1 pseudogene is annotated in these 243 nt (G+C 44.4%); it reads right to left on the reverse strand.

The features are described 5' to 3' along the window. A pseudogene (locus AAEY78_RS14660) lies at positions 1-243 on the reverse strand (AI-2E family transporter); the annotation flags it as partial.

Below are 243 nucleotides of genomic sequence, written 5' to 3' on the forward strand. Positions count from 1 at the left end.
GTTTCAGAGAATCCTTTGGTTTCTAGTATGGGCAAGCGGATATTGGCATTCGCAACAAACCATCCGCGAACTACCTGATTATACCAATTCAAAACCTTGGGCAGATATTCCCAAGCCGCTTGTAGCTGATGCAGCAATGTCGGTATCAGCCACCAGAGCAGCAATACCATCCCCAAGGTAATGGTAGCATAAACAATAATAATAGCTATCCAGCGCTTGATATACTTTGAGAGACGTTTGACC

Source organism: Psychrobacter sp. 16-MNA-CIBAN-0192 (assembly GCF_040309565.1).
Lineage (GTDB): Bacteria > Pseudomonadota > Gammaproteobacteria > Pseudomonadales > Moraxellaceae > Psychrobacter.